Origin of the sequence: Pseudomonas sp. DC3200b2, assembly GCF_049895785.1 — a bacterium.
Classification (GTDB): Bacteria; Pseudomonadota; Gammaproteobacteria; order Pseudomonadales; family Pseudomonadaceae; genus Aquipseudomonas; species Aquipseudomonas massiliensis.
This window is the reverse complement of the sequence record NZ_JAFCTA010000004.1, coordinates 1-17,888: the sequence shown is the minus strand read 5'-3', so window position 1 is coordinate 17,888 and position 17,888 is coordinate 1. Positions and strand designations below refer to the sequence as shown.

Sequence of the window (17,888 nt, the reverse complement as noted above, 5' to 3'; positions counted from 1 at the left end):
AGGCGGGACGTCATGCAAGCATAGCGAGTTCATCGGCGCCGCGCTCGCTTGGCGGCAGGACGCCGGTGACGAACCAGGGCAATGCCAGCCCCAACGATCAGAACAAGCCCAAGCACTGCCGCCGCCGTGAGTATCAAGGTCAGGGTGGTGTAGCTGAACAAGGGTTTTTCGATCCGCAGGTAGCCAGGGTCCGCCAGCATCTTGCGCAACGCTTCGTTAGCCTGGGCGAGGCTGACCTGGCGCAAGGCGCGGGCCGGGTCGGCGAAGCGGCCGTCTTCATAATCAGCCAAGGCGCCCCAGTAATAGTCCGCCAGCCCACTGTTGCCCTGGGTCGCCCAAGCCAGGTGAGCAATGGCGGCGGCCTTGAGGCGTGCGAAGGTGGCACTGTCCAGGCCGTTGTGCTTGAGCTGCTCGAGCATGTCGGCCATGGCAGCCTTGGCATGATCCACATCGTCGCGGTCCAGGTCCGCGTTGAGGCTTATCAGCGTGGTATCGCCAAACGGCTCGTTCTGGCTGCCGGGGCCATAGGATAGTCCGAGTTCCAGGCGCAGCTTCTGATACAGAGCCCAATCCAGGTACCCTTGCAGTAGGTCCCATACGCCGGCTGGCAAGGTGTCGTCGTCCGGCTCGATGAAATACCAGTGAAGCTTGGCGGTGTCCCCGGCCCAGCCCTGGGTCAGGATGCGCTCTCGGGCGGCCGGTCGTCGTTCCAGGGTAAGGGCCGGGTGTTCGCTGGGCAGTACCGAAGCCAACTCTCCATAGGTTCGGTCCAGGTAGGCGGGCAGCAACTTGTCCAGTTCGCCGACCACGATCAGGGTCATGTTGTTGGGCGCATACCATTGCGCGCGTACCTGCCGAACCTGATCGAGGGTCAGGCCCGCCGCCGAGGCGCGGTCGGCACAGCGCAGGCCCATTTCGATGGCCAGCTGGTTGCTGGCGTCCTTGCCAAGGTCCTGATGGTCCAGCCAGCGTTGCAGATGAGAATAATGCCCGCCGTCTTCGCGCTCGACGATGCGCCTGGCGGTTTCCAGGCGCGCTTCGGTGAGCTCGGTGCGGGTTACCGCGCTCAGCAGCAGGTCCAGTACCTTGCGTTGGTTGTGCGCCGGCGCTTCGACCACGAAGGTGGTGTCCGTTTCGCTGGTAAACGCATTCCACTCACCGCCCAGGGCCTGCATGCGCTCCTCCAGGCCGCCTTCGCCGGAATCGTCCACGCCACTGAACAGCAAATGCTCCAGCAGGTGAGGCAGCTCTTGGTGTGCACAATCGAAGTCGCTGAAACCTACGCCTACCACCAATCTAATAGCCACATGCCCTCGTTCCGTCCCCGGTTTGAGCAATACCTGCAGGCCATTGGGCAGCAGGTAGCCCTCGACCTGGAGACGGTCCAGAGCGACTGCGGGCAAGCACAGCAAGAGCAGGCAAGCGAACAACGTACAGCGCATCGAGGCTTCCTTGCGGCAGCGGAAAAGCAGAGTAGCCGGCGTTGCCGACCTTGCTAGAGACTGCGCAGCCGCTGGGCCGTTCACAGCGGCTGCGTTGGCAATACCTCGTCGTCGGCAAGCAAAGCGCCTGTATCACCGGTACCCAGAACGGCGTAGGCGCTGCCGCAGAACAGCGAATTGAGGCGCTTCATGTCCGCGATCAGCTCCAGGTGCAGTGAACTGGTTTCCAGGCTCTGCACTACCTTGTGTTGCAGACGGCTGACGTGAGCATGGGTAAAACGCCGCTCCTGGGCACGGAAACGACGTTTTTCCCGCAGCAACTGACGAGCGCTCGCTTCGTCCCGGCTCAGAAACACGTTCAGGCCCAGACGCAGGTTGCTCGACAATTGGGCATGCAAGCTGGCGAGTTCTTCCAGGCCTACGTCCGAAAACGAGCGCCTCTGCGAGGTCTTCTGCTGCTGGACCTTGCGCAGCATGCGCTCGATGAGGTCGCTGGCCAGGTTGAGGTTGACCGCCAGTTCAATGATTTCCGCCCAGCGCTGGCTGTCCTGGTGAGAGAGGTCTTCCCGGGGCATCTGGGCCAGATACAGCTTGATGGCGCTGGACAAGGCTTCAGCCTCGTCACTTAAGGTGCGTACCTCCTGGGTTACCGCCGTCTGCGCGCCGCGCAGGACATTGAGCATCGCGCCCATGAGGCTATCGATGAGGTCGCCCAGACGCAGGGTCTCGCGTACGGCATTGGCCAGGGCCAGGCTCGGGGTATCCAGCGCGGTGGGGTCAAGATGACGAGGCGTCGCCCGCCCGCCGGTATCAGGTCGCCCTGGCAGCAGGGTTTCGCACAGGCGCGCCATGAGGGTGGTGGTCGGCAGCAGGACCAGGCAACGTACGCTGTTGTAGAGCACGTGGAAGCCGATCACCATGCTTTGCGTGTCCAAGGCCAGGCTGTCCATCCAGGCAACCAGCGGGCCGAGCAGCGGAATGATCACCAACAGGCCCACCAGCTTGTATAGCAGGCTCCCCAAGGCGACCTGACGCCCTGGCGTGTTCTGCATGTTGGTGGAGATGAATGCCAGCAGACCACTGCCGATATTGGCCCCGATCACCAGGCCCACCGCTACCGGCAGGCTGATTACCCCGGCTTCGGCCAGGGTGGCGGTCAGCAGCACGGCCGCCAGGCTGGAATAGGACACCATGGCGAAGAGCGCGCCCACGAGGGCATCGAGCAGGATGTCACCGGTCAGCGAGCCGAACAGTACCTGCACGCCCTTGGCCTGGGTAATGGGTGTGGCCGCCTCCACGATCAATTGCAGTGCCAGGATGATCAAGCCCAAGCCGATGCCGACTCGGCCCAATTGACCGAGTCGGGTCTGCTTGCGTGAAAGGAAGAACACCACACCCAGGAAGATGAACAGCGGCGACAGCCAGGATAGGTCGAACGTGAGCACTCGGGACATGACCGCGGTGCCCACGTCGGCGCCCAGCATGATTGCCAGGGCGGGAGTGAGGCTCATCAGGCCTTGGCCAACGAATGAAGTGGTCAGCATGGCGGTCGCATTGCTGCTCTGCACCACGGCTGTAACCAGGATGCCCGCTACAAAGGCCAGTGGCCGCCTGGCGATGTTCTGGCCCAGCAGACGTCTCAGGGCCGTGCCGTAGACACGCAGGATGCCGGTGCGCACGATGTGAGTGCCCCACACCAGCAAGGCGACTGCTGAGAGAAGGTCGAGCAGGGTGAGCATGTATGGCGACCTCCCTGGTTACGCCCCGGTACTCACACCCGGGGCCTGTGCCAGAGGTGAGCATGGCACAGGCCAACTTGAAACAAAATGGTAACATTTACCTGGCGACGGCTTTGGGGCCTTGGCCGCGCCAGGCCTTGGTCATTCTGCCTGCTTTCGCTTTTTCGCCATGCTGGTACGCATCTTGATGTTCACCGCTTCCACCGCCAGGGAGAACGCCATGGCGAAGTACACATAGCCCTTGGGCACGTGCACATCGAAGGCTTCGCCGATCAGTACAGTGCCTACTACCAGGAGGAAAGACAGGGCCAGCATCTTCAGGGAAGGGTGAAGATCGATGAAGCGGCTGATGGTGCCCGAGGCCAGCATCATCACCAGCACGGCCACGATGATGGCCGCGATCATTACTGGAACATGGGACACCATGCCCACGGCCGTGATCACCGAGTCCAGGGAGAACACGATGTCGATGATGGCGATCTGAATAATGGTGTAGAGGAAATTTCCGCCCTTGCCGGAAGGCTCGTCACTGCCTTCTTCCTCGCCCTCCATGCCATGGTAGATCTCCTGCGCGCTCTTCCATAGCAGGAACAGGCCGCCGAAGAACAGGATAAGGTCACGCCCGGAAATACCCTGGCCGAAAATCACGAACAGATCCGTGGTCAGGCGCATTACCCAGGTAATGGAAAGCAGCAGCATGATCCGGGTGACCATGGCCAGGGCCAGGCCGAACAGGCGAGTACGGGCCTGCATATGCTTGGGCATCCGGCTGACCAGGATCGAAATCATGATGATGTTATCGATGCCCAGCACGATTTCCAGCGCCGTCAGGGTGAAAAAGGCAACCCAGAGTTCCGGGCTGGTCAACCATTCCATTTAACGATTCCTTTGCAAGCAGGCGCGCCCGTGGCGCGCGCGTATGACGAATGAGGGTTTAGAGACTTCCGGCCAGCGGAAAGATCCCCATGGCCAGGGCGGCGAACATTATGCACAGGCATACCACCACTGCCCACTTCAGGGTGAAGCGCTGATGGTCGCCGAACTCAATGCCGGCCAGGGCCACGAGCAAGTAGGTGGAGGGCACCAATGGGCTCAGCAGGTGAACCGGCTGGCCCACGATGGAGGCGCGGGCCATCTCCACTGGGGAGATACCATAATGCGCCGCCGCTTCGGCCAGCACTGGCAATACGCCGTAGTAAAACGCGTCGTTGGACATGAAGAAGGTGAAAGGCATGCTGGCCAAGGCAGTGATCACTGCCAGGTAAGGGCCAAGGGCGTCGGGAATTACCCCTAGCAGGCTCTTGGACATGGCGTCTACCATGCCGGTGCCGGACAGGATACCGGTAAAGATGCCAGCGGCGAAAATCAGCCCTACCACCGCCAGTACGCTGCCAGCGTGGGCGGCGACGCGGTCTTTCTGTGCCTGCAGGCACGGGTAGTTGACGATCATGGCGATGCTGAAGGCGACCATGAAGAGCACTGGCAGCGGCAGCAGGCCGTTGACCAGCGCCACCATCAAGGCCGCGGTCAGCGCGCCGTTGAACCAGATCAGCCTGGGCCGCCGGGCCTCGGGGAACTGAGAAACGCTGATTTCGCTGGAGGGCAGCTCGTCACCTGGCAAATGCAGTTCGCCCAGGCGCGCGCGTTCACGCTTGCCGTACCACCAGGCGATGGCCAGGATGCCCAGTACCCCGGCGACCATGGCCGGGATCATCGGTACGAAGATATCGGAGGGGTCCACATGCAGGGCGCTGGCGGCGCGCGCCGTGGGGCCGCCCCAGGGTGTCATGTTCATCACGCCGCCGGCCAGGATGATCAACCCGGCCATGATACGCGGGCTCATGCCCAGGCGGCTGTACAACGGCAGCATGGCCGCGCAGCAGATCATGTAGGTAGTGGCGCCGTCGCCGTCCAGCGACACCACCAGGGCAAGTACCGCGGTGCCTACCGACACTTTCAGCGGGTCGCCCTTGACCAGCTTGAGGATCTTGCGTACCGCCGGGTCGAACAGCCCGGAGTCGATCATCAAGGCGAAGTACAGGATGGCGAACATCAGCATGACACCCGTGGGCGCCAGCTTGCTGATGCCTTCGAGCATCATGGGGCCGATCTTGCTGGCGAAGCCGCCGAACAATGCGAACAGGATGGGAATGATGATCAGGGCGATCAGGGCGGATAGTCGTTTGGTCATGATCAGGAACATGAACGTCACGACCATGGCGAAGCCAAGGAAGGTGAGCATAACGCGTCTCTTGTTGTTGTCTTATAGAGGGACGGGCGCGAGCGAGCGCGACCTGTTGACGCAGATGCTAAGCATCCTGGCTTTCGCCTGGCTTTCAGTGACGCTGCTTGAAACAAATGGCCTGGCCCTGAGCAGTGAACAGGCCATGGTTGCCGTCGAATTCACCTGCTTGCCCGGTTCATTCAAGGAGGTCAGGGCAGTACAAGCCCACCCGCGGCCTTATGCAGTTCGCGCAGATGCTCGCCAATGGCTTTGAGATTGGCCTCGCTGGCTGCGATGGCCTCGGCGCGCTCAGGCGTCAGCAGGGCGCGCACTTCCTTGTCCAGGTCCCCGCTCAGGGACTGTAGTTGTCGCTGCCGTTCGCTGGATACCTGTTTCAGACGCTGCCATTCCGCTTCCTGGGGCAGACCATAGCCGTCGCTGCCCAGAAGCTCGGCCGGGCGGCTCAGGAACCCGCTGTTGGCAAGAATGGCCTGCAAGGTTTGATTAGCGTTCGCCACGCTGTGGTCACCTTGGTCGCGGGCGCCCAGGTAACGCTGCTTCACTTCTTCTTGTGCCAGCAGCAATTGCCGCCGATACCCGGCCTGCTCCAGCAGCAGCAAGGCGGCGCTGGCGCGTAGGTCGGCGCGGTCGAACCAGGCGCGTCGGCTGGCAGCTGGCTGTTCAAGCCAGGCTTCTACCGTGGCTTGGGGGACAGGCAGTTGCTGCCTGAGGACGCTGAACATCGCCTGGTAGCGATCACGGAAAGAATCGAAGAAATAACCGCGCCGCAGCGCCTCGCGTTTGTCGTCCAGTACGCTGGCATCCGCCAGGCCGCGACCTTCCAGCACTTTGAGCAGGCCGTTGGGGACGATGCTGTCCAGGCCTTGCAGGCGAGGGTCCCGGGTGCCCGCGCGAAGTAATTTCAGGGTTTCTACCGCACAGTTGTTGGAAAGGAAGTAGTAATTGCCATCGTAGCTCCAGTGCATCTGGGCCGCGTGCCTGACGAGCGCTTCGATCTCGCTCCGGCTGAGCTTGAGTGGTACCGAGGCAAGGCTGCGCAGCTCGGTCTTGGTGTATTCATCGATCACCTGGGCCAACGGAAGAACGAACAGGCGCGACGGATACGCACCGTTGAGGCCTCCCCAGGTGGATAGTTGTACGTCATCGACGAATGCCCGGTAGGACAGCACCAGGCTGTATTCCAGGTCCAGGCGGCAATCCGGCCCGCGAGGGCGGCCTGGGGCACAGATCACCAGGCGCAGCATGCTGTGGCCCCACCGGCTCACCCAGTTCTGGTTGGCCTCAGCCAGCAGGTAGTCGACCTCGTAGACCCGTTCCGGGTCGATCATGCCCAGAGGCTCGCGACCGAAATCACTACCCGCGTTGAGGAAGGGCAGGCTTGTCGGACATTGGGCGGTTTTGGCCGGAGCCCAGTCGAAATGATTTCGCAGATAGGCGTACAGCTCCGGGCGCCGACAGGGGTAGGTAGGGTCCAGCAGGAAGTACTCCATGTTGACCGCGAGGAATTCCTTGGGGCTGCTGGTCTCGTACAGGTCGGGGCTGCGCGCGACCTGGCGGTTGGCCTGCTCCCGGGCACCGCGTCGGCCTACGGCCTGGGGCCATCCCGCCAAGTCCAACAAGCGGGGGTCGTCGCTGAGCGTGAAGCGCCTCGCTGTCTGGCCTCTGCATGCGTCGGTCAGGCCTATATTTCCCAGGCTCGCTTCCTGTTGACGACAGCGGGCGATCAGGCTGCGCTCGTCCTTCGACCAGAGGCGGGCGCGGTCATACAAATGGGACAGTTCATGCAGGACAGTGGCCAGCAATTCGACCCGCACCGTGCCATGAGGTCGTCCCGTCTGCCGGGTAGCCGCACTGCCATCGGCGAGGCTGGGCAGCAGCCTGCGGTTGAGTTCGAGCGAAGATACCAGGGAGGCCTGGCCGTAGGCCGAGACAGGCATCTGGTTGGTCCAGCGTACCCTGATATCGCGATCCAGGGCTTGCACGAAGCGGGGTGGCAGGGCAGCGTATGCCTCGTCCAGCAACGCCTGGGTGGCGCTGCTTTCAGCGGGCGTCAGGCCGGCTGTGTCCAGCGTGAGCTTCAGATCGGCCATGGCCGATAAACTGAACAGGGCAAGGCCGCCGGCGAGCAGCCAGGCGGCCAAGGCTCTCACAGTGCAAGAATGGCTTCAGCGAGGGCCTGGTCACTGGCGTTGCGAGCCTCGGGCAGCTGCGCTCGCAAGGTGACGAACGCGGATTCCAGCTGGGCGCCACGGATTTCCCCCTGGCTGGCCACATAGCTGGCGGCATCGTCCTTGGCTTGTAGTACGACCTTGGCGTCGCGAATGGACGTGGTGGTGTCCGAGGTGAAATCGATCGAGCGTCCAAATGCGCGGACAATGATGTTACTGGTTTGTTGCAACGTATGAGCCTGCGCCACGTCGGCCAGGGCGACCAGCCCCAAGGTGGCGGCGATCAACAACTTGTGCATCGGTATCTCCGGGTAAAGCGGGGGGCGGAAGGGTAACCTATTGGACGAGAATCGCCTGGGCCAGTTCAAGGTCGTTGGCGTTCATGCCAGGGGTTGACTGCCGCAGCGCCGCAAGGGCTGCCTCAAGCCTGACGCCCCGTATCTGGCCATTACTGGCAACGAACGCCGCGGCATCGTCACGGGCTTCGACGATTACCTTCTTGTCGAAAGGCGCCGTCGTCACCTGGCTGGTGACGTAGCCACTGATGACGACCCCTTGGGTGCTGGTGTCGAACCCGTAAGCCGTGCTCCAGGACAATAAGGCGAGAAGCGAAAGCAGGTAGCGCATGAATCTCTGAAATAGCATCGAGCGAAGCGGCAAGGCTAACCCAAGCGCGGGTATGGGGGCTAGACCGCGTATGGCCGCGCCCGGCATTTCATAACCTGATTATCCTGCAATGATTGCTTCTGCCCACTGCGTATCCGTCGCCTGTACCTCAGGTAATTGCTCGCGCAGGAAGGCCAGCGCACTTTCCAGGCGTACGCCTCGAATCGCTCCGTCGCTCGCGACGAAGCTGGCGGCATCATCGCGTGCCTGCTGCACGACCTTGTTATCCCGCAGTGAGGAAGACAGATCGGACGTGGTATCAGTCGTTGCATCGATCGCCCGCACGAGCGCGTCAGTGGTCACAACGAAACTGGAAGCTTGGGTGACGGGAGCGACAGACACAGTGGTCAGGGCCGCGAGAAAAACCAAGGTTTTGATGGACCGCATGGCATGGCTCTCCAGGAGGCAGCCAAGGATAAGTGGCTGCGAGCCGTGTATTAGAGCGTCTTTTAAGAAGAGGTTCCAGAGCAATACAGTTTTAAAAAATTATTATTTAATAGAAACTGTATTTCCCAGGTAACAAAAAACCCGCCGAGGCGGGCTTTTTATGTTGAGAGCTTTAGCGCCAGAATGGTTTGCTCAGCTCTTCGTAGCGCTGTGCTTCGCTGATGCCCGCATCGGCCAGCAGGCGGGCATCCAGGCGAGCCAGCTGATGGCGGCTAGCGAGACGACGCTGCCAGAGGCTCAGGTTAGCGAGGATTCGCAATGGCAGCGAAGCGGTGTTGGAGCGGTTAGCATCGTTGAAGCGCAGGTCGGAACTCAGGGTACGTTCCATGGTGAACATCCTTCCGCTTGTGGCGGGATTCAAGTGTGATCTGAAGATGGGCAAATGATGCGCCTGCGCGATGGAAAATTATATGTACAGTTGAGTGACAAGACGGCTATTCAGTTATCTGTTTAGGCCGACTGTACTGCTCATCTTGGTGCATACTGTACTGCATCGCCCTATTTTTGTGCATTCAAGGCAAGAAGCTTGTCGGGTTCGTCTGAAAGGTAGGGCTGATGAGCAGTACAGTTGAACAGTTCAGCATTATTGATTGCATGGAGGACGGCAGCGGGAGACGGCCCGGGTGGGTTCAGCCCAACGTGCAGATCGGCAACATCCGGCCGGTTTCTTCCGCATTGATATGCCAGCCAAGCGCTTCACGAAGGATATGCGGCGTATGTCCTCCATTGGCACAGGCGGCATGAAAATAACTATCCAGGGCCTGCCGGAAGCTGGGATGAACACAGTTATCGATGATTACCCGGGCACGCTCCCTTGGCGCCAGGCCACGTAGGTCAGCCAAGCCTTGTTCCGTCACCAGGATATCCACATCGTGCTCGGTATGGTCCACGTGACTGACCATGGGCACGACACTGGAGAGCGCGCCGCCCTTGGCTATGGACTTGGTGACAAAAATGGCCAGGTGCGCGTTGCGAGCGAAATCTCCAGAACCGCCAATGCCATTCATCATGCGGGTTCCGGCTACGTGCGTGGAGTTCACGTTGCCATAGATGTCGAATTCCAGCGCAGTATTGATGCCGATAATGCCCAGGCGCCGGATCACTTCAGGATGGTTGGAGATTTCCTGAGGACGCAAGACCAGCCGGGATTTGTACCGCTCCAGATCGTTGAATACCTGCTCATGCCGGCGAGCGGACAAGGTAATCGAGCTGCCGGATGCGAAGCTGAGCTTGCCGGCGTCGAACAGGTCGAAGGTCGAGTCCTGCAATACCTCCGAATACATGGTCAGGTCATGGAAGGGGGAGTCGAGCAGCCCATGCATGACAGCGTTGGCAATGGTGCCGATGCCTGCCTGTAAAGGCATCAGCTTGTGGGTAAGGCGGCCGTGCTTCACTTCCTGGCAGAAAAAGCTCACCAGATGGTCGGCGATTGCCTTGGTGTCCGTGTCAGGGGGCAATACCGTGGAATTGGAATCAGGCTGGTTGCTGATGACGATGGCTGCGATCTTTGCCGGATCGAGGGGGATGGCGATTTGACCTATACGGTCGTCGCAGGCTACGACGGGGATAGGCGTCCGGCTAGGACGGTAAGTCGGGATATAAATGTCATGCAACCCTTCTAGCGCCAATGGCTGGGCCAGGTTTATCTCCACGATCACCTGACGGGCAAGGATGGCGAAGCTCGCTGAGTTGCCTACCGAAGTAGTCGGCACGATATGCCCCTGTTCGGTGATGGCCACGGCTTCGATCACTGCCAGATCGACCGGCTTGATCTGTAGGTTGCGCAACTGCTCGACCGTTTCCGACAAGTGCTGGTCAATGAACATCACCTTGCCGTCATTGATGGCCTTGCGCAGGGTGCTGTCCACCTGGAAAGGCATACGGCGGGCAAGTACCCCCGCGTCGGTGAGTTGTTTATCCAGATCGTTGCCAAGGCTGGCCCCGGTCATCAAGGTGATCTGCAGAGGGTCGAGCCGAGCCCGATCCGCCAACGCTTGAGGTACGGCCTTGGCCTCGCCGGCGCGGGTGAAGCCGCTCATGCCCACGGTCATGCCATTCTCGATCAGGGCAGCGGCTTGGGCGGCAGGCATTACCTTGTCGTGGAGGGAGGGCAAACGAATACGGTCGGGGTACATGGCAGGTCTCACGCGCGGGATTCAGGTTGCGAAGTCTATGCAACCTGAGCCCCGCGTGGCCTTCGACAAAGGTCGAAAGAACCGCTCTGGAAGGCGCATTCCAGCGTAAAACAGTATTGCGCGAGAGGTAACGATGCCGGCCTGAAAGGTCGCCTGGGCCGGAGCCTAAGCGGCTATTCCACCGCCTTGACCATGTCTTCGATCACCTTCTTCGCGTCACCGAAGACCATCATCGTCTTGTCCATATAGAAGAGCTCGTTGTCCAGCCCGGCGTAACCGCTGGCCATGGACCGTTTGTTGACGATGACGGTACGCGCCTTGAACGCTTCAAGGATAGGCATGCCGGCGATCGGCGACTTGGGATCGTTCTTGGCGGCCGGGTTGACGACATCGTTCGCGCCCAGCACGAGCACTACATCAGCCTGGCCAAACTCAGAGTTGATGTCCTCCATCTCGAAGACCTGGTCGTAAGGCACCTCGGCCTCAGCCAGCAGGACGTTCATATGCCCAGGCATGCGGCCCGCGACAGGGTGGATCGCATATTTCACCGTTACGCCTTTATGGGTGAGTTTTTCAGTCAGTTCCTTCAGCGCGTGTTGGGCCCGCGCCACGGCCAGACCATAACCCGGCACGATGATCACGCTATCGGCATTGCCAAGAAGGAAGCTGGCGTCGTCAGCCGAGCCCGATTTGACCGGGCGCGCTTCCTGATGGCCGGCGCTGGCCGCTTCCGCCGCGCCGCCGAAGCCGCCGAGGATTACGTTGAAGAAGGACCGGTTCATGGCCTTGCACATGATGTAGGAAAGGATCGCCCCGGAAGACCCGACCAAAGAGCCTGCGATGATGAGCATGGCGTTGTTCAGGGAAAAGCCGATGCCAGCGGCAGCCCAGCCTGAATAGCTGTTGAGCATGGAAACCACCACCGGCATGTCGGCGCCACCGATGGGGATGATGATCAGCACGCCCATGACGAACGCCAACGCCAGCATCAACGCGAATGCGGTGTGGTTGCCCGTGAAGGTAAAGGCCAGGCCCAGTGCCACCGTGAGTAGGCCAAGCAACAGGTTGAGCTTGTGCTGGCCGGCGAACTGTACAGGCGCGCCCTGAAACAGGCGGAACTTGTATTTGCCGGAAAGCTTGCCGAAGGCGATCACCGAGCCGGAAAAGGTAATTGCACCTATGGCCGCGCCCAGGAACAACTCGAGGCGGTTGCCGGTAGGGATAGGGTCGCTCAACTGAGCGACTATGCCCAGCGATTGCGGCTCGACCACCGCGGCGATGGCGATGAACACCGCCGCCAGGCCGATCATGCTGTGCATGAAAGCGACCAACTCAGGCATCTTGGTCATTTCAACCCGGCGCGCCATGATCGCTCCGGCGCTGCCACCCAACAGCAGGCCAAGCAGCACATAGCCCAGCCCCAGGGGGGCGAGCTCCGTCCCCAGCTTGAAGATGAGTACGACCGTGGTCAACACGGCCAGGCCCATGCCCAGCATTCCAAAGAGGTTGCCCCGACGGGACGTGGTCGGGTGGGACAAGCCTTTCAATGCCTGGATGAAGCAGACCGAGGCGACCAGGTAAAGCAGGGTGATCAGGTTCATGCTCATCAGCTGTCGGCTCCAGGCTTGGCTTTCTTCTTGAACATTTCCAGCATGCGGCGCGTGACCAGGAAGCCGCCGAACACATTGACCGCCGCCAGCGCTACCGCTGCGGTGCCCATGAATTTGCCCAAAGGCGTGACAGTAAGGGCGGCCGCCAGCATGGCGCCGACGATGACAATGGCGGAGATGGCATTGGTAACGGCCATCAGAGGGGTGTGCAGTGCGGGCGTAACGTTCCAGACCACGTGATAGCCCACGTAGATGGCCAGCACGAAGATGATCAGGTTGTAGATACCGTGGGAAATCAGCAGATCGTCCATCTATATGACCCTCAAGGTTGTTTGCGCAGCAGTTGGCCATCGCGGCACATCAGGCAAGCCGCGACTATGTCGTCTTCCAGGTTCAGCTCCAGGGCGCCTTCCTTGGTCAAAACGAGCTTGAGAAAATCGAGCACGTTGCGGGCATAGAGGGCCGAGGCGTCCGCCGGCACCTGCGCCGCCAGGTTGGTAGGGCCAACGATGGTGACGCCATGCGCAGTCACAGCCTGGTCGGCGACGGTCAGCGGGCAATTGCCGCCTTGTGCGGCGGCCAGGTCCACCACCACCGCGCCGGACTTCATCTGGGCAACGGTTTCCGCGCTGAGCAGGGTTGGCGCCTTGCGGCCAGGTATCAGCGCGGTGGTGATGACAATGTCGGCCTGCTTGGCGCGCTCGTGCACTGCCTGGGCCTGGCGCTGCATCCAGCTGGCAGGCATGGGCCGCGCGTAGCCTCCCACTCCTTGGGCGCATTCGCGTTCTTCATCCGTTTCGTAGGGCACATCGATGAATTTGGCCCCTAGCGATTCGATCTGCTCCTTCACTGCAGGACGCACATCGGAGGCTTCGATCACCGCGCCTAGGCGCTTGGCGGTGGCTATGGCTTGAAGTCCCGCGACGCCTGCGCCCAGTACCAGTACACGGGCGGCCTTTACCGTACCGGCCGCGGTCATGAGCATAGGCATGAAGCGAGGGTAGTAATGGGTGGCCAGCAGTATTGCTTTATAGCCCGCGATGTTGGCCTGGGAGGAGAGCACATCCAGGCTTTGGGCTCGTGAGGTGCGCGGTGCTGCCTCCAGAGCGAAGCCTGTCACGCCGCGTTCGGCCAGGCGCGCCAACCCGTCATCATCGAACGGGTTGAGCATGCCGATCACCACCGTGCCGCGGGCCAGTCTGTTCAGCTCGTCCGCGCTAGGTGGCAGTACCTTGAGCACTATTTCCGCCCCGAAGGCCTGCGTGGCCGTCCCCATCACGGCGCCGGCTGCTTCATAGGCTGCGTCAGGCAGGCTGGCCTTGATGCCAGCCCCGGCTTCGACGACCACGCTATGTCCTGAGGACACCAGCTTCTTCACGGTTTCTGGAGTAGCCGCTACCCGGGTCTCGCCGAGGTGGGTTTCAAGTGGAACGCCTATGCGCACAATGTTTCTCCTGATTGAAACTCGCTGTTCGAATCCCATTTTCAAAGCAAGACTGATCGCCCTGAGTTAACAAGGTAAGGCGCTCTTTATTGCTTGAGCGCATTCTGCATAGGCGAGGCGGCGACGGCAACCGTTAATATCCAGGCGACAAGCTAGGTGCTTGTTTATAAAAGCGAAGTCGTGTTTTTAAAGTGATCAGGCAAACAGTAGAGGCGGCGCAAAGGAGGCGGTTAATTTGGCTGCAAGCCTTGTGATACGGGCGGTCTAGGGTTGACTGGATAGTCTCTTCCTGGCTTGTTCGTCAGCAGTGGAAGAAAAGGAAGTTATAGCTGCCATGCCTATCTTTCATTCGAGAAAAAGTTATAGCAGCTAGTCTTTCAGGGAATACGAATGAGCACTTTCCAATAACCAGTCCCTGAATGCTTTCAGCGACCGGGACTCAACTTTCCTTTCCGGGATCACGAGGTGATAGGCGCGGGTGTCAGAGAAAGCATGAGGATGTGCGACCACCAACTCTCCCCGGTTGAGTTCCTGCTCAATCAAGAAAGGGGGAATCAAGGCCACTCCCATCTGGTGAATGGCGGCTTGAGCCAGCATGGAGAACAGTTCGTAACGTGGCCCCGTCATATCTCGACCAATCTGCAGCCCGAGCGAGCTGAACCAGTGCCGCCACGCATACGGCCGGGTGGTCTGCTGCAACAGAGGCAATTCAGCCAGCTTGCCAGGCTCGGTCAGGGGTAAGCCCTGAATAAGCGCGGGGCTGCATACCGGCACCGATTGTTCACCCATCAGGCGATAGGCTCGGGTGCCAGGCCATTCGCCGTCGCCGAAATAGACGGCGGCATCGTAGGGGGTATCGGCGAACAGGAAAGGGCGGGTGCGGTTGGTCAGATTGACAGTGACTTGGGGGTGAAGCGCCTGGAATGCCTTGAGTCTGGGAAGCAGCCATCGGGTACCAAAGGTAGGAACCACGGCGAGCTCCAGAGATACAGCACCCTGATGCCCCATGACCGATAGCGTGTCCCGCTCTACGGCATCAAGCTGAGCGGCAACCTGGCGGCTGTAGGAAAGGCCGGCTTCGGTCAATTTCACACCCCGCCTCGAACGACGGAAAAGCTCCACGTTCAGGAAGCCTTCCAGGGCAGCGATCTGTCGACAGACCGCACCTTGGGTCAACGACAATTCACCAGCGGCCTTAGTGAAACTTTCATGCCGGGCGGCGGCTTCGAAGCAAACCAGAGCGGCTGTGCTAGGGATCTTTCTGCGCATGACTCATGACCAATCCTTGTAGTCAGGCCTTTTTGCTCGTTTCGAAGTGAGAAATCAACACAACCCTTTGCATAAACCTCGTTTGAGTCCGCTAGCTATCGCATCTAGGCTTGGTTGACTGTCATCGATTTCAAGGACCCAGGCCATGGCCACCAAAGCGAGCTTCAACTGGATCGATCCTTTGCTCCTGGACCAGCAGCTTTCCGAGGAAGAGCGCATGGTCCGCGATAGCGCGGCGCACTTCGCCAGCGCCCAATTGACTCCAAGGGTATTGGAGGCCTTCCGCAATGAACGCACCGATCCGGCGATTTTCCGCGAGATGGGGGGCATGGGCCTGCTGGGTGCCACGATTCCGGAAGTCTATGGAGGCAGCGGCCTGAATTACGTCTGCTATGGGTTGATCGCGCGGGAAGTGGAACGGGTCGACTCCGGGTACCGTTCCATGATGAGTGTGCAGTCCTCACTGGTCATGGTGCCTATCAACGAATTCGGTACCGAAGCGCAAAAGCAGAAGTACCTGCCCAAGCTCGCCAGCGGCCAGTGGATCGGCTGCTTTGGCCTCACCGAGCCTGACCATGGCTCCGACCCGGGTTCAATGGCGACCCGGGCCAAGCGGGTAGAGGGAGGATATCGGCTGAGCGGCAGCAAGATGTGGATCACCAACAGCCCGATCGCCGATGTGTTCGTTGTATGGGCCAAGGATGACGCTGGCGATATTCGTGGCTTCATCCTGGAAAAAGGCTGGACGGGCCTGAGCGCACCTGCAATCCATGGGAAGGTGGGCCTGCGAGCCTCAATCACAGGCGAGATCGTGATGGATAATGTATTCGTGCCCGAGGAAAACGCTTTCCCTGATGTACGAGGGCTCAAGGGCCCCTTCACTTGCCTGAACTCGGCCCGCTATGGCATTTCCTGGGGCGCCCTCGGGGCGGCTGAGTATTGCTGGCACACCGCGCGTCAATACACCCTTGATCGCCAGCAGTTTGGCCGGCCACTGGCCGCCAACCAGTTGGTTCAGAAAAAGCTGGCAGACATGCAGACGGAGATCACCCTCGCGTTGCAAGGTTGTCTACGCCTGGGGCGGATGAAAGACGAGGGCACGGCCGCGGTGGAAATCACGTCCATCATGAAGCGCAATTCCTGCGGCAAGGCGCTGGACATCGCGCGCATGGCGCGCGACATGCTCGGGGGCAACGGTATCTCGGACGAATTCGGCGTGGCGCGCCATCTGGTGAACCTGGAAGTGGTCAACACCTATGAAGGCACCCATGATGTCCATGCCTTGATCCTGGGCCGCGCGCAAACTGGCATCCAGGCTTTCTACTGAGGAGCGGCCCATGGGAGCGTTATCGCACCTCAGGGTCCTGGACCTTTCTCGCGTATTGGCGGGACCTTGGGCTGGCCAGATATTGGGCGACCTAGGGGCGGAGGTCATCAAGATCGAGCGCCCCGGCACAGGCGATGATACACGGGCATGGGGGCCGCCCTATCTGAAGGATGCGGCTGGCCTGAGCACTGGCGAGGCGGCCTATTACCTGGCAGCCAATCGCAACAAGGCATCGGTGACCATTGATTTCACCCACCCCGATGGTCAGCAATTGGTTCGCCAACTGGCGGAGCGTTCAGACATCCTCCTGGAGAACTTCAAGGTGGGGGGGCTGGAGGCTTACGGCCTGGACTATGAGAGCCTGAAGGCGATCAACCCCAGGCTTATCTACTGCTCCATCACCGGATTCGGGCAAACCGGCCCGTATGCCAAGCGGGCCGGGTACGACTTCATGATCCAGGGCCTAGGTGGGCTTATGAGCCTGACTGGCCGGGCTACAGGCGAAGCTGGAGAGGGGCCGGTGAAGGTTGGCGTGGCCGTTACCGACATTCTGACCGGGCTGTATGCCACAGTAGGGGTGCTTGCTGCGTTGGCCGAGCGTGAGCGCAGCGGGCAGGGGCAATATATAGATACGGCCTTGCTGGACGTTCAGGTGGCCTGCCTGGCCAACCAGGCCATGAATTACCTTACCACCGGGGTGGCGCCACGCCGGTTGGGGAATGCCCACCCCAATATCGTGCCCTACCAGGATTTTCCCACCGCCGATGGCGACATCATTCTAACGGTGGGCAATGACCAGCAATTCCGCAAATTCGCCAAGGTAGCCGAGTGTGAGCACTGGGCAGATGACCCTCGCTTCGCCACGAACGCGGCCCGGGTGGCGAACCGGGCAGCGTTGATACCAGCGATACGGCAGGTCACCGTCTTCCGAACTACTCAAGAGTGGGTGCGGGCACTGGAGGGAGCAGGAGTACCCTGCGGGCCCATCAATGACTTGTCTGAAGTGTTCTCGGATCCTCAGGCACTGGCGCGCGAGCTTGTGGTGGACATGCATCACCCGCTTGCCGGTTCCCTCAAGCAGGTTGCCAGCCCGTTGCGGCTATCGCGTACGCCGGTTAGCTATCGACGGCCGCCGCCTTTATTGGGCGAGCATACTGCGGCAGTGCTTTCCGAAACCCTTGGGCTCGGAGCGGAGCGCCTGGCTGAATTGGCGGCTGCCAAGGTGATTTGAACTTATCCAAAATAAGTGTTGACGGCGTTTCGAAACCCCTTATAATGCGCCCCACTTCCAGCGACAACGGAACGGCAAACTCCTTGAGAATCAACGAGTTAGCGGTTCAGGTAAGCAGGAAGTGGCTTCGATCTCCGGATCGAACGCGGTGAAAAAGGTGGTTGA

The 17,888-nt window shown here is 60.5% G+C and carries 16 protein-coding genes; 2 read left to right on the top strand and 14 right to left on the bottom strand.

Going from position 1 to position 17,888, the window contains the following annotated elements:
* Positions 1 to 29: 29 nt before the first annotated feature.
* From ACP691_RS12685 to ACP691_RS12620, 14 genes are all read right to left on the bottom strand, one after another.
* Positions 30 to 1,442 (bottom strand): M16 family metallopeptidase, encoded by a 1,413-nt coding sequence (locus ACP691_RS12685; RefSeq protein ID WP_426151060.1) that lies wholly within the window; start codon positions 1,440 to 1,442, stop codon positions 30 to 32.
* A gap of 80 nt (positions 1,443 to 1,522) precedes the next feature.
* A complete protein-coding gene (locus ACP691_RS12680) occupies positions 1,523 to 3,181 on the bottom strand; it encodes a Na/Pi cotransporter family protein (RefSeq protein ID WP_426151062.1) in 1,659 nt (552 codons plus the stop codon).
* A gap of 141 nt (positions 3,182 to 3,322) precedes the next feature.
* The gene (locus ACP691_RS12675; protein ID WP_040260498.1) at positions 3,323 to 4,057 is read right to left on the bottom strand and encodes a TerC family protein; all 735 of its coding nucleotides are present in this window, start codon (positions 4,055 to 4,057) and stop codon (positions 3,323 to 3,325) included.
* Positions 4,058 to 4,115: 58 nt separating this feature from the next.
* Positions 4,116 to 5,423 (bottom strand): CitMHS family transporter, encoded by a 1,308-nt coding sequence (locus tag ACP691_RS12670; RefSeq protein ID WP_426151065.1) that lies wholly within the window; start codon positions 5,421 to 5,423, stop codon positions 4,116 to 4,118.
* Positions 5,424 to 5,614: 191 nt separating this feature from the next.
* Entirely contained in the window at positions 5,615 to 7,576 is a 1,962-nt protein-coding gene (locus ACP691_RS12665; protein ID WP_426151067.1) for a DUF4105 domain-containing protein, read from the bottom strand.
* A complete protein-coding gene (locus tag ACP691_RS12660; protein WP_040260502.1) occupies positions 7,573 to 7,893 on the bottom strand; it encodes a DUF2388 domain-containing protein in 321 nt (106 codons plus the stop codon). The genes ACP691_RS12665 and ACP691_RS12660 overlap by 4 nt, the downstream gene beginning before the upstream one ends.
* A gap of 37 nt (positions 7,894 to 7,930) precedes the next feature.
* On the bottom strand, positions 7,931 to 8,221 hold the full coding sequence (locus ACP691_RS12655) for a DUF2388 domain-containing protein (protein WP_426151069.1): 291 nt from the start codon (positions 8,219 to 8,221) through the stop codon (positions 7,931 to 7,933).
* A 99-nt stretch (positions 8,222 to 8,320) separates the two neighbouring features.
* Positions 8,321 to 8,647: a DUF2388 domain-containing protein gene (locus tag ACP691_RS12650; RefSeq protein WP_426151071.1), complete on the bottom strand. Its 327-nt coding sequence runs from the start codon at positions 8,645 to 8,647 to the stop codon at positions 8,321 to 8,323.
* A gap of 172 nt (positions 8,648 to 8,819) precedes the next feature.
* On the bottom strand, positions 8,820 to 9,035 hold the full coding sequence (locus tag ACP691_RS12645) for a DUF1127 domain-containing protein (protein WP_426151073.1): 216 nt from the start codon (positions 9,033 to 9,035) through the stop codon (positions 8,820 to 8,822).
* A gap of 301 nt (positions 9,036 to 9,336) precedes the next feature.
* Entirely contained in the window at positions 9,337 to 10,842 is a 1,506-nt protein-coding gene (locus ACP691_RS12640; protein WP_426151075.1) for an acetyl-CoA hydrolase/transferase family protein, read from the bottom strand.
* A gap of 173 nt (positions 10,843 to 11,015) precedes the next feature.
* Complete coding sequence (locus tag ACP691_RS12635; protein WP_426151077.1) at positions 11,016 to 12,449, bottom strand: NAD(P)(+) transhydrogenase (Re/Si-specific) subunit beta; 1,434 nt, start codon at positions 12,447 to 12,449, stop codon at positions 11,016 to 11,018.
* The gene (locus ACP691_RS12630) at positions 12,449 to 12,763 is read right to left on the bottom strand and encodes an NAD(P) transhydrogenase subunit alpha (RefSeq protein WP_040260508.1); all 315 of its coding nucleotides are present in this window, start codon (positions 12,761 to 12,763) and stop codon (positions 12,449 to 12,451) included. Before ACP691_RS12630 ends, ACP691_RS12635 begins: the two co-directional genes overlap by 1 nt.
* Positions 12,764 to 12,774: 11 nt before the next feature.
* Complete coding sequence (locus ACP691_RS12625; RefSeq protein WP_426151079.1) at positions 12,775 to 13,896, bottom strand: Re/Si-specific NAD(P)(+) transhydrogenase subunit alpha; 1,122 nt, start codon at positions 13,894 to 13,896, stop codon at positions 12,775 to 12,777.
* Between the two features lie 369 nt (positions 13,897 to 14,265).
* Entirely contained in the window at positions 14,266 to 15,165 is a 900-nt protein-coding gene (locus ACP691_RS12620; RefSeq protein ID WP_426151081.1) for a LysR family transcriptional regulator, read from the bottom strand.
* Between the two features lie 145 nt (positions 15,166 to 15,310).
* On the opposite strand from ACP691_RS12620, the gene ACP691_RS12615 reads away from it, so the two are divergent.
* Both ACP691_RS12615 and ACP691_RS12610 read left to right on the top strand, forming a co-directional pair.
* On the top strand, positions 15,311 to 16,492 hold the full coding sequence (locus ACP691_RS12615) for an acyl-CoA dehydrogenase (protein ID WP_426151083.1): 1,182 nt from the start codon (positions 15,311 to 15,313) through the stop codon (positions 16,490 to 16,492).
* 10 nt (positions 16,493 to 16,502) lie between these two features.
* Positions 16,503 to 17,723: a CaiB/BaiF CoA transferase family protein gene (locus tag ACP691_RS12610; RefSeq protein ID WP_426151085.1), complete on the top strand. Its 1,221-nt coding sequence runs from the start codon at positions 16,503 to 16,505 to the stop codon at positions 17,721 to 17,723.
* Positions 17,724 to 17,888: the final 165 nt, after the last annotated feature.

Coding starts and splice junctions, on each gene's coding strand:
- ACP691_RS12685 (WP_426151060.1), bottom strand. CDS start 1,442: ATGCGCTGTACGTTGTTCGCTTGCCTGCTCTTGCTGTGCTTGCCCGCA.
- ACP691_RS12680 (WP_426151062.1), bottom strand. CDS start 3,181: ATGCTCACCCTGCTCGACCTTCTCTCAGCAGTCGCCTTGCTGGTGTGG.
- ACP691_RS12675 (WP_040260498.1), bottom strand. CDS start 4,057: ATGGAATGGTTGACCAGCCCGGAACTCTGGGTTGCCTTTTTCACCCTG.
- ACP691_RS12670 (WP_426151065.1), bottom strand. CDS start 5,423: ATGCTCACCTTCCTTGGCTTCGCCATGGTCGTGACGTTCATGTTCCTG.
- ACP691_RS12660 (WP_040260502.1), bottom strand. CDS start 7,893: ATGCACAAGTTGTTGATCGCCGCCACCTTGGGGCTGGTCGCCCTGGCC.
- ACP691_RS12655 (WP_426151069.1), bottom strand. CDS start 8,221: ATGCGCTACCTGCTTTCGCTTCTCGCCTTATTGTCCTGGAGCACGGCT.
- ACP691_RS12650 (WP_426151071.1), bottom strand. CDS start 8,647: ATGCGGTCCATCAAAACCTTGGTTTTTCTCGCGGCCCTGACCACTGTG.
- ACP691_RS12645 (WP_426151073.1), bottom strand. CDS start 9,035: ATGGAACGTACCCTGAGTTCCGACCTGCGCTTCAACGATGCTAACCGC.
- ACP691_RS12640 (WP_426151075.1), bottom strand. CDS start 10,842: ATGTACCCCGACCGTATTCGTTTGCCCTCCCTCCACGACAAGGTAATG.
- ACP691_RS12635 (WP_426151077.1), bottom strand. CDS start 12,449: ATGAGCATGAACCTGATCACCCTGCTTTACCTGGTCGCCTCGGTCTGC.
- ACP691_RS12630 (WP_040260508.1), bottom strand. CDS start 12,763: ATGGACGATCTGCTGATTTCCCACGGTATCTACAACCTGATCATCTTC.
- ACP691_RS12620 (WP_426151081.1), bottom strand. CDS start 15,165: ATGCGCAGAAAGATCCCTAGCACAGCCGCTCTGGTTTGCTTCGAAGCC.
- ACP691_RS12615 (WP_426151083.1), top strand. CDS start 15,311: ATGGCCACCAAAGCGAGCTTCAACTGGATCGATCCTTTGCTCCTGGAC.
- ACP691_RS12610 (WP_426151085.1), top strand. CDS start 16,503: ATGGGAGCGTTATCGCACCTCAGGGTCCTGGACCTTTCTCGCGTATTG.